The following is a 5,299-nucleotide window of genomic DNA, read 5'->3' as shown; positions in this document are numbered from 1 at the left end:
TAGTTAGTCTGACGATGACCTACTTTCGCACTCACGAAGAGCACTATCATCGGCGCGGTCCTGTTTCACTGTCCTGTTCGGGATGGGAAGGAGTGGTTCCGGGACGCTATGGTCGTCAGACTGTAAGGGGTGACAAAGGGGGAGAAGTGAAGTGTGTGGGGGTGTGATTGTTTAGCGTGTTGTTCGCTGTGATCCAGGGTTATAGGATCAAGCCTCACGGGCAATTAGTATCGGTTAGCTTAACGCATTACTGCGCTTCCACACCCGACCTATCAACGTTGTGGTCTTCAACGACCCTTCAGGGGGCTCGAGGCCCCGGGGAAGTCTCATCTTGAGGCGAGTTTCCCGCTTAGATGCTTTCAGCGGTTATCTCTTCCGTACTTAGCTACCCGGCGATGCGACTGGCGTCACAACCGGTACACCAGGGGTACGTCCACTCCGGTCCTCTCGTACTAGGAGCAGGTCCTCTCAAACTTCCAGCGCCCACGGCAGATAGGGACCAAACTGTCTCACGACGTTTTAAACCCAGCTCACGTACCACTTTAAATGGCGAACAGCCATACCCTTGGGACCGGCTACAGCCCCAGGATGTGATGAGCCGACATCGAGGTGCCAAACTCCGCCGTCGATGTGAACTCTTGGGCGGAATCAGCCTGTTATCCCCAGAGTACCTTTTATCCGTTGAGCGATGGCCCTTCCATACAGAACCACCGGATCACTATGACCTGCTTTCGCACCTGCTCGACTTGTCGGTCTCGCAGTCAAGCCGCCTTTTGCCATTGCACTATCAGTACGATGTCCGACCGTACCTAGGCGACCTTCGTACTCCTCCGTTACCTTTTAGGAGGAGACCGCCCCAGTCAAACTGCCTGCCATGCACGGTCCCCGACCCGGATTCACGGGCCCAGGTTAGAACCTCAACGACACCAGGGTGGTATTTCAAGGTTGGCTCCACGGCAACTGGCGTCACCGCTTCAAAGCCTCCCACCTATCCTACACAAGTCCCGTCAAAGTCCAATGCAAAGCTACAGTAAAGGTTCATGGGGTCTTTCCGTCTAGCCGCGGGTAGATTGCATCTTCACAAACATTTCAACTTCGCTGAGTCTCAGGAGGAGACAGTGTGGCCATCGTTACGCCATTCGTGCAGGTCGGAACTTACCCGACAAGGAATTTCGCTACCTTAGGACCGTTATAGTTACGGCCGCCGTTTACCGGGGCTTCGATCAAGAGCTTGCACCCCATCACTTAACCTTCCGGCACCGGGCAGGCGTCACACCCTATACGTCCACTTTCGTGTTTGCAGAGTGCTGTGTTTTTAATAAACAGTCGCAGCCACCGATTCTCTGCGGCCCCTTCGCCCTTCGGATGTACTCCTACAAGCTAGTGGGGCATACCTTCTCCCGAAGTTACGGTATCAATTTGCCGAGTTCCTTCTCCTGAGTTCTCTCAAGCGCCTTAGAATTTTCTTCCTGCCCACCTGTGTCGGTTTGCGGTACGGTCGATTTTAGACTGAAGCTTAGAGGCTTTTCCTGGAAGCATGGTATCAATCACTTCGGGCTCAAAGAGCCCTCGTCATCACGCCTTGGCTCAGCCCCGCGGATTTGCCTACGGGGCACGCCTACACGCTTAAACCGGGACGTCCAACACCCGGCTGACCTAACCTTCTCCGTCCCCCCATCGCATCTAAAACCGGTACGGGAATATTGACCCGTTTCCCATCGACTACGCATTTCTGCCTCGCCTTAGGGGCCGACTCACCCTGCGTCGATGAACGTTGCGCAGGAAACCTTGGGCTTTCGGCGAGGGTGCTTTTCACACCCTTTATCGCTACTCATGTCAGCATTCGCACTTCCGATACCTCCAGCATCCCTCTCGAGACACCTTCGCAGGCTTACGGAACGCTCCCCTACCATCTCTTTCGAGATCCGCAGCTTCGGTTCATGGCTTGAGCCCCGTTACATCTTCCGCGCAGGACGACTCGACTAGTGAGCTATTACGCTTTCTTTAAAGGGTGGCTGCTTCTAAGCCAACCTCCTAGCTGTCTATGCCTTCCCACTTCGTTTCCCACTTAGCCATGTATTTGGGACCTTAGCTGGCGGTCTGGGTTGTTTCCCTCTTGTCCCAGGACGTTAGCACCCCAGGACTGTCTGCCGTATATCACTTTGCGGTATTCGGAGTTTGCTATCGCGGGGTAGATCGCAGTGACCCCCCCAACGATTACAGTGCTCTACCCCCGCAAGTGTCCGTACGACGCACTACCTAAATAGTTTTCGGGGAGAACCAGCTATTTCCGGATTTGTTTAGCCTTTCACCCCTATCCACAGCTCATCCCCTAATTTTTCAACATTAGTGGGTTCGGACCTCCAGTACCTGTTACGGCACCTTCATCCTGGCCATGGATAGATCATCCGGTTTCGGGTCTACGCCCAGCAACTATGTCGCCCTTATCAGACTCGGTTTCCCTACGCCTCCCCTATTCGGTTAAGCTCGCTACTGAACGTAAGTCGCTGACCCATTATACAAAAGGTACGCAGTCACCCCACAAGGAGGCTCCCACTGTTTGTATGCATGCGGTTTCAGGATCTATTTCACTCCCCTCCCGGGGTTCTTTTCGCCTTTCCCTCACGGTACTGGTTCACTATCGGTCGATCACGAGTATTTAGCCTTGGAGGATGGTCCCCCCATCTTCAGACAGGATTTCTCGTGTCCCGCCCTACTTGTCGCACGCTCAGACCCGCCACCTACTTTTCGCATACGGGACTATCACCCTGTATCGTCGGACTTTCCAGACCGTTCTGCTAAGTAAATGGTTTAGTCGTGCAGGCTACTCCCCGTTCGCTCGCCACTACTTGGGGAATCTCGGTTGATTTCTGTTCCTGCGGCTACTTAGATGTTTCAGTTCGCCGCGTTCGCCTCCTCGGACCTATGGATTCAGTCCGGGATACTCCCGAAGGAGTGGGTTTCCCCATTCGGATATCGGGGGATCAAAGCTCCATTGCCAGCTCCCCCCCGCTTTTCGCAGGCTTGCACGTCCTTCATCGCCTGTGATCGCCAAGGCATCCACCACATGCACTTAGTCGCTTGATCCTATAACCCTGGACCCTGTCGCCAGGGACCCAGTCATAGGCGAACTCACGCTTGTGCGCAACCGCCTGCTGCTGGTTCAAAGCGCAGACGATTGCAATGCAATCACACAACCCATGTTCGATCTTCGTCTTCACGCGCCGCTGACACAGCGCAACGAAGATCGCACACTTTACTTCTTCCACTTTGTTAAAGAACACTGGCACTAGGCCTAAGCCCTGCACACCAAACGTGCGCACGGCTTAGCCCTACTCTCGAGCCCACCCGAACATGTGGTGGAGGATGACGGGATCGAACCGACGACCCCCTGCTTGCAAAGCAGGTGCTCTCCCAGCTGAGCTAATCCCCCTCATGATGCGGTGGTGGGTCTGGTTGGGTTCGAACCAACGACCCCCGCCTTATCAAGACGGTGCTCTAACCAGCTGAGCTACAGACCCTCTCGTCCATCTCGAGGCTCTTGCCTGAACAACCGATAAGTTGTGAGTACTCGGACAGCGGACCTGTCTCTTGAAAGGAGGTGATCCAGCCGCACCTTCCGATACGGCTACCTTGTTACGACTTCACCCCAGTCATGAATCTCACCGTGGTAAGCGCCCTCCCGAAGGTTAAGCTACCTACTTCTGGTGAAACCCACTCCCATGGTGTGACGGGCGGTGTGTACAAGACCCGGGAACGTATTCACCGCAGCATGCTGATCTGCGATTACTAGCGATTCCGACTTCACGTAGTCGAGTTGCAGACTACGATCCGGACTACGATCGGCTTTAAGGGATTGGCTCCAGCTCGCGCTTTGGCAGCCCTCTGTACCGACCATTGTATGACGTGTGAAGCCCTACCCATAAGGGCCATGAGGACTTGACGTCATCCCCACCTTCCTCCGGTTTGTCACCGGCAGTCTCGCTAAAGTGCCCAACCAAATGATGGCAATTAGCGACAAGGGTTGCGCTCGTTGCGGGACTTAACCCAACATCTCACGACACGAGCTGACGACAGCCATGCAGCACCTGTGTCCTGGCTCCCGAAGGCACTCCCTGATCTCTCAAGGATTCCAGGCATGTCAAGGGTAGGTAAGGTTTTTCGCGTTGCATCGAATTAATCCACATCATCCACCGCTTGTGCGGGTCCCCGTCAATTCCTTTGAGTTTTAACCTTGCGGCCGTACTCCCCAGGCGGTCGACTTCACGCGTTAGCTGCGTCACTCAGTGAGTTACCTCTCCGAACGACTAGTCGACATCGTTTAGGGCGTGGACTACCAGGGTATCTAATCCTGTTTGCTCCCCACGCTTTCGTGCATGAGCGTCAGTATCGGCCCAGGGGGCTGCCTTCGCCATCGGTGTTCCTCCACATATCTACGCATTTCACTGCTACACGTGGAATTCCACCCCCCTCTGCCGTACTCTAGCCGTGCAGTCACAAGCGCAGTTCCCAGGTTAAGCCCGGGGATTTCACACCTGTCTTACACAACCGCCTGCGCACGCTTTACGCCCAGTAATTCCGATTAACGCTCGCACCCTACGTATTACCGCGGCTGCTGGCACGTAGTTAGCCGGTGCTTCTTCTGACAGTACCGTCATCCACCTCCCGTATTAGGGGAAGCGTTTTCTTTCCGTCTGAAAGAGCTTTACAACCCGAAGGCCTTCTTCACTCACGCGGCATGGCTGGATCAGGGTTGCCCCCATTGTCCAAAATTCCCCACTGCTGCCTCCCGTAGGAGTCTGGGCCGTGTCTCAGTCCCAGTGTGGCGGATCATCCTCTCAGACCCGCTACGGATCGTCGCCTTGGTAGGCCTTTACCCCACCAACTAGCTAATCCGACATCGGCCGCTCCAATCACGCGAGGTCTTGCGATCCCCCGCTTTCCCCCTCAGGGCGTATGCGGTATTAGCTACGCTTTCGCGTAGTTATCCCCCATGACTGGGTACGTTCCGATGCATTACTCACCCGTTCGCCACTCGCCGGCAGGCCGAAGCCCCCGCTGCCGTTCGACTTGCATGTGTAAAGCATGCCGCCAGCGTTCAATCTGAGCCAGGATCAAACTCTTAAGTTCAATCCAACAAAGCACTCAAAGAAATCATTACTGACTTACAGTTGAGCACTCAATCTTTGCAACATTAAAACTGCCGAAGCAGTCTCGGTCGCGCCAACCAAGCACTCACACTTATCGGTTGTCCAATTTTTTAAAGAACCGCCGCCGAAGCAGCGAGAAAGAGATTCTG

Annotated in this window: 2 tRNA genes and 3 rRNA genes; all 5 read right to left on the bottom strand. The window is 54.7% G+C overall.

Features of this window, described 5'->3' with window-relative positions:
* Positions 1–6 precede the first annotated feature (6 nt).
* Positions 7–120: ribosomal RNA gene (gene rrf, locus GO615_RS27000) — 5S ribosomal RNA — on the bottom strand.
* 83 nt (positions 121–203) lie between these two features.
* Positions 204–3,087 (bottom strand): 23S ribosomal RNA (locus tag GO615_RS26995).
* Between the two features lie 270 nt (positions 3,088–3,357).
* Positions 3,358–3,433, bottom strand: a tRNA-Ala gene (locus tag GO615_RS26990).
* 11 nt (positions 3,434–3,444) lie between these two features.
* Positions 3,445–3,521: transfer RNA gene (locus GO615_RS26985), tRNA-Ile, on the bottom strand.
* Between the two features lie 73 nt (positions 3,522–3,594).
* A 16S ribosomal RNA gene (locus GO615_RS26980) occupies positions 3,595–5,130 on the bottom strand.
* Together the 16S, 23S and 5S rRNA genes with 2 tRNA genes alongside form the textbook arrangement of a ribosomal RNA operon.
* Positions 5,131–5,299 lie beyond the last annotated feature (169 nt).

The organism is Aromatoleum evansii (assembly GCF_012910805.1).
GTDB lineage: Bacteria > Pseudomonadota > Gammaproteobacteria > Burkholderiales > Rhodocyclaceae > Aromatoleum > Aromatoleum evansii.
The sequence above is the reverse complement of the archived record's forward strand: the minus strand, read 5'-3'. Positions and strand labels throughout refer to the sequence as shown.